We start from the raw sequence: 5,067 nt of genomic DNA on the forward strand, positions 1-5,067 counted from the left end.
TCTATTTGCCCGGCGAGTGTGCGGACGCCGGCGCACGGGGACCGTAGGCTGAGGACGAACGCACCGATGACCACGATCTGTATGTGAAAGGTGGCGCTCCGCTCATATCCTCGCTCGCGAGGAAAGGAGCAGGGCATGACGACGATGGTTCATGAGCCCGAGAGCCAGAGGGACGTACTCCTGGACTACTTCCTCTCGCTGGACCCTCCCGAGGGTCATCGAGCCGAGCTGATCGACGGAGAGATCTTCGTGTCCCCACCCCTCAGCAACAGGCACGACCGGAACAACGGCAAGATCGTCTTCCAGGTCGCGCTCAAGAGTTCGACGGTGATGGAGTACGCCCCCGGCAGGGGGATCTCGGTCCCCGGTGGCATGGGGAACAGGACTAACATGGCGATTCCGGACGCGACCTTCGCCCCTCGCGAACTCAATGTCTTTGACAACGAAGACTCGTGGCTCGAGCCCGACGGGGTCTGCATGGTCGTCGAGGTGACGTCCTCTCGACCCCAGATGGATCGGGAGGCCAAGCGGTACGGATACGCGCGCGCGGGCATCCCGCTCTACCTGCTGGTGGATCGTGGGGAGCAGAAGACGATCTTGTTCGGCGAGCCCGACGGCAGGGACTACGGCCAGGCACATCAGGTGCAGTTCGGCAAGGGGCTGGCGCTGCCGGAGCCGTTCGGGTTCGAACTGGACACGGCCGAGTTCGCGTGAGCCGGGGGGACGCCGCGCGGACGGGCGTCCCACCGGGGGCGAGGCGTCAGCCGTAGCGCTTCATCTCGTGGAAGAAGCCGGGGATCGTGTTCAGGGTCCCGGCGGCGGTGACCTGGTCGTGGACGTACTTGGCGACGGCGAGGTCGAGGACGCCGAGGCCGAACGGCGAGAAGACCACCGGCTTGCCGGCGGGCGGGGTGGTCGCGCCGGTGAGGACGTCGTACAGGGTGCCGGCGACGAAGTCGCGGTTGCCGACCTGCTGCTCGGCCAGGTGCGGGGACGTGTTGGCCTTCATGCAGTGCTCGACGTCGTCCACGACGTTGTACGCGGACAGGATGATCTCGGGGGAGAGGTCCCGCAGCGAGACGTGCAGCACGAGCGGATTGTGCGCGAACCAGGCCGGGTCGGTGACGTGCGGCTCGCCCGCGACGGTCGCGAACACGATCAGGTCGGACGAGCGGATCAGCGACTCCGCGGAGTCGTGGATCGTGACCGTGCCCTTCTCGGACCGCTCGAGGTAGCCCTTGAAGCCCTCGGCGTGCTCGCGCGACAGGTCGTGGATCCCGAGCCCGTCGAACGCGAACCCGTTGCCCGCCAGGTAGGTGTGGATGTAGCGGGCGATGAGGCCGACGCCGACGAAGCCGACGCGGCGGGGCCGGTCGCCGCGCTTGTCGGCGAGGGTCGCGGCGGCGAGCGAGGCGGACGCGGCGGTGCGGGCGGCGGAGATGATGGAGCTCTCCAGGCACGCGAACGGGTAGCCGGTCTCGGCGTCGTTGAGGACCAGCACGGCGGACGCGCGGGGGATGCCGTTCGCGACGTTGCCGGGGAAGCTGGAGATCCACTTGATGCCGTGCACGCCGACGTCGCCCGCGACCGAGGCGGGCAGCGCGATGATCCGGTCGGACGGCCGGTCCGGGAAGCGCAGGAAGTAGGAGTCGGGGTTGACGGTCGCGCCCTCGCCGTGCAGCCGGTAGGCCGCCTCGACCATGCCGATGACCTGCCGCTCGCGCCCGGCGATCGCGTCGTGGACCTGGGCGCCGGAGATCACGGCGAACGTGGGGGCCTGCGTCATGAGGGAACTCCGTGTCCTTTTCGCGCTGCGGGGGATGATCAGACGCCGAGGATACCGGCGGCCGGGAGATCGAGGCCGGGGAGCAGTTCGCCGAAGTGCTCGCCGAGCCAGCCCTCGTCGTAAATGGAGTCGAGGTAGCGTTCGCCGAGGTCGGGCGCGATGGCGACGGCGACGGGCTGCTCGCCGGGGTACTTGGCGTCCAGCCAGCGGGACGCGCCGGACACCACGGTGCCGGTCGAGCCGCCGAACAGGAACCCGCGCGAGGACAGCGCGTGCACGGTGCGGATCGTGTCGGGCTCGGCGACGTGCACGACGTCGTCGATGTAGGACTCGTCGACGAGCGCGGGCTTGGCGCTGGTGCCGAGGCCGGGGACCATGCGCTGCTCGGGGATGCCGCCGAAGGTGACCGAGCCGACGGCGTCGACCGCCACGATCGTGACGGGGCGGTGGTGCTCGCGGAAGTAGCGGGCGCAGCCCATGAGGGTGCCGGTGGTGCCCGCCCCGACGAAGAGGACCTCCAGGTCGGGGAACTGCCGGTCGATCGCCGGCGCGGTCCCGCGGTAGTGGGCGAGCCAGTTGTTGCGGTTCGCGTACTGGTTCAGCCAGACGTACCCGTCGCCGGACGCGCACAGGTCCTGGACGTACCTGATGCGGCCGCCGAGGTACCCGCCGTTGGCGTCCTTGTCGGCGACGACGCGGACCTCGGCGCCGAGGGCGCGCATGACCCGCACCGAGGCGGGGTTGCAGCGCGGGTCGGTGACGCAGACGAACCGCAGGCCGCGGTCGGCGGCGATCAGGCTGAGCGCGATGCCGAGGTTGCCGGAGGACGACTCGACGATCGTCGAGCCGGGGGAGAGCACGCCCTCCCGCTCGGCGGCCTCCACCATCGCGGCCGCCGCCTTCAGTTTCACCGAGCCGGCGAAATTGAATCCCTCGCATTTGAGGAAGAGTGGACGGTCGAGGACGTGGCGCAGATCGACGTAAAGGTCGTCCACATTGAAATCCTGCGGCGAGGTGATTATCGGCACGCTGTCACCCTGGACTGAAGAAACAATTCCCTCATCTTCCCCCGAAGTCGCCGCGGGCCTCACGCCAGACCATGGCGGAGCCTCACCGTACCTTCGGGCATGTTCCGTCGCAACCCCCGATTACCTGCGAGTAGGGTCCAATCCGGGGAATCCGGAGCGGTGCGGACCGGAGCCGGACATAAGCTATGGCCCCCACTTCTTTTGCCGATGACGGTGGAGAAGAACGACATCACGGAGAGTGAAGATGAGCGCTCGCGGCCCGGCCGTGGATCGGCTGCTGCCCCTGGACGGCCTGCCCGTCCTCGCCGTGCCCGCCGGCGAGGCGGACCGGGCGCGGGAGCTGGCGGCGCGGCACGGCCTGGTGCGCGAGCACGGCGTCGACCTGGCCGACCCGCTGATCACCCGGGTGGAGCGGTTCGCCGCCGAGCGGGACCGGCCCGCGGTGGCCGACCGGTCCCGGTCGCTGTCCTACTCCGGGCTCGCGGCGGAGGCCCGCCGGCTGGCCGCGCTGCTGGAGGGCGCGGGCGTCGAGCCCGGCACCGTGGTCGGGGTCGGCGGCGGGCGCTGCGCCGCGGTGGTGGCGGCGTTCCTGGCGATCGAGCTGGTCGGCGCGCTGTACGTGCCGGCCGACGAGACCTGGCCGGCCGGGCGCGTCCGCGACGTCCTCGACCAGGCGGGCGCGTCGGTGCTGGTGGCGGTGGACGAGGGCGGGAGCGCCCCGGCGCTGCTGGAGGGCGCCGCCGCGGCGGGGTGCCGGGTGCTGCGCGCGGCGGACGCGGCGGGCCTGGCGCCGTGGGCGGGCGAGCCGCGCCTGCACGGCCTGGACCGCCCCCGGTACGTGCTGTTCACGTCCGGGTCCACGGGCCGGCCGAAGGGCGCCGTCGTCGAGCACCAGGGGATGGTCAACCACCTCTGGGCCAAGATCGTCGACCTGGGGCTGACCGGGGACGACGTGCTCGCGTTCACCGCGCCGCTCGGCTTCGACATCTCGATCTGGCAGATGCTGGCCCCGCTGCTGGTGGGGGGCAGGGTGGACGTGATCGGCGACGAGGTCGCGCACGACCCGGTCGCGTTCGCGAGGGCGGTCGACGAGCAGGGCATCACCGTCGTCGAGCTGGTCCCGACCATGGTCCGGCACCTGCTGGACGACCTGCCCGGCGCCCCGGAGGGCGGCCTGGGCGGGCTGCGCTGGATGATCGCGACGGGCGAGGAGCTGCCCGCCGAGCTGGCGCGCCGCTGGCTGGAGGCGATGCCGCACGCGCGGCTGCTCAACGCCTACGGCCCCACCGAGTGCTCCGACGACGTCACCCACCACACGGTGACCGCCGGGGACCTGGACCTGCTGAGGCTGCCGATCGGCACCCCCGTCGTGAACGCGCGCCTGCACGTCCTGCGGGAGGGCGACGACGGCACGTGGACCGCCTGCGACGTCGGCGAGACCGGCGAGCTGTTCGTCGGCGGCGTGGCCGTCGGGCGCGGCTACCTGGGCAACGACGAGCGGACCCGCGAGGCCTTCTATCGGGACCCGTTCGGCGCGTCGCCGACGGGGCGGCTCTACCGGACGGGCGACGCGGTGCGGCTGCTGCCCGCGGGCGCGGGCGGCGAGGGCCGGCCCACGCTGCAGTACCTGGGGCGCGTCGACCGGCAGGTGAAGATCTCCGGCGTGCGGATGGAGCTGGGCGAGATCGAGGCGGTGCTGCAGCGGCACCCCGGGGTGCGCGCCGCGGCCGTGGTGGTGCACGAGTACCGGGCCAGGTAGCGGCCGGGACGGGGCGGCCGCCGGCACCGCCCGCACGGAGATCATTTAACGCTCCGTAATCGCATTGTCCGTGTTGAGTTGTCAACCTTTGTCATCGGGTGAGCGTCCGGTGTGCGAGCGCCCATGCCGGTGACCGGGTCTTTTGTCACTCCCGTGAGCAATTGCGGGGGCCAAGTTCTACTTTCGAGGGGATTGCGAGGCATGTGACAGGCTGGTTAACTGTGGCCCCGCTACTCCTGAGTAGGACGATGGGTCGCGGGGCGGGTCCCGGTCGAGGGCGGAAAGCGGCGGCGCTCTGTATTGGCGGGACCACGGGGCGTCGTACCCCCGGGGGTCCGCGTGCCGCCGCGTTCCCGGAAGGGACTCGGGTGAAAGGGGACGGGGAGCAGCCCGATCAGTTCTGTGGTCTTTCTCTTTGAATTTCCGCCCGCCGGCGCCTTCCGGACGCCGTTGCCTGGCATAAAGCAACCCCCCTTCGACCGGGAAAGCACTTG

4 protein-coding genes are annotated in these 5,067 nt (G+C 70.9%); 2 read left to right on the top strand and 2 right to left on the bottom strand.

What is annotated here, in order from left to right; genetic code table 11:
* Positions 1-135 precede the first annotated feature (135 nt).
* On the top strand, positions 136-714 hold the full coding sequence (locus tag F9B16_RS19885; RefSeq protein WP_151541596.1) for a Uma2 family endonuclease: 579 nt from the start codon (positions 136-138) through the stop codon (positions 712-714).
* Between the two features lie 46 nt (positions 715-760).
* On the opposite strand, the gene sbnB is transcribed toward F9B16_RS19885, so the two are convergent.
* Complete coding sequence (gene sbnB / locus F9B16_RS19890) at positions 761-1,786, bottom strand: 2,3-diaminopropionate biosynthesis protein SbnB (protein WP_151541597.1); 1,026 nt, start codon at positions 1,784-1,786, stop codon at positions 761-763.
* A 38-nt stretch (positions 1,787-1,824) separates the two neighbouring features.
* Positions 1,825-2,781 carry a 2,3-diaminopropionate biosynthesis protein SbnA gene (gene sbnA / locus F9B16_RS19895; RefSeq protein WP_264159740.1) on the bottom strand — a complete coding sequence of 319 codons (957 nt, stop codon included), beginning with the start codon at positions 2,779-2,781 and terminating at the stop codon, positions 1,825-1,827.
* Positions 2,782-3,058: 277 nt separating this feature from the next.
* Here sbnA and F9B16_RS19900 point away from each other — a divergent pair, with 277 nt between their 5' ends.
* A complete protein-coding gene (locus F9B16_RS19900; protein WP_151541599.1) occupies positions 3,059-4,573 on the top strand; it encodes an amino acid adenylation domain-containing protein in 1,515 nt (504 codons plus the stop codon).
* The last annotated feature ends 494 nt before the right edge of the window (positions 4,574-5,067 follow it).

Source organism: Actinomadura montaniterrae (assembly GCF_008923365.1).
In the GTDB taxonomy this organism is placed as follows: domain Bacteria; phylum Actinomycetota; class Actinomycetes; order Streptosporangiales; family Streptosporangiaceae; genus Spirillospora; species Spirillospora montaniterrae.